This is a genomic window from Acinetobacter lactucae (assembly GCF_013344765.1).
Classification (GTDB): domain Bacteria; phylum Pseudomonadota; class Gammaproteobacteria; order Pseudomonadales; family Moraxellaceae; genus Acinetobacter; species Acinetobacter lactucae_A.
Window position 1 is genome coordinate 1 of the sequence record NZ_JABVBF010000435.1, and the last position, 430, is coordinate 430.

The window sequence follows — 430 nt, forward strand, 5'->3', positions numbered from 1 at the left end:
CGCTATAACTATGGGCTGTATTCAAATGACTATGACGATGCCACCTTTGCATCAGGTGCGATCCGATACGGTTATAGCAACTCATTGACCTTAAGCGGTGGTGCAGAAGCATCAACAGATGGCTTGTCAAATCTCGGCACAGGCTTTGCCAAGAATGTTTTTGGTATTGGGGTGATTAATGCTGACATTGCAGCAAGCCAGTATAAAGATGAAAATGGCTATTCAGCCTTGCTGGGTTTAGAAGGGCGCATCAGTAAGAACATTTCATTTAACACCAGTTACCGTAAAGTCTTTGATAACTACTTTGACCTTGCCCGTGTATCTCAGGTCAGATATTTAAAAGAGAATCAGCTCAATGCCGAGTCACAAAACTATCTGAACTACAGTGCACTGGCAGATGAGATTTTTAGGGCAGGGATTAACTATAACT

The 430-nt window shown here is 42.6% G+C and carries 1 pseudogene; it reads left to right on the plus strand.

Annotated elements, in window-relative coordinates:
- Nucleotides 1-430: pseudogene (locus HUN22_RS17720) on the plus strand (fimbria/pilus outer membrane usher protein); the annotation flags it as partial.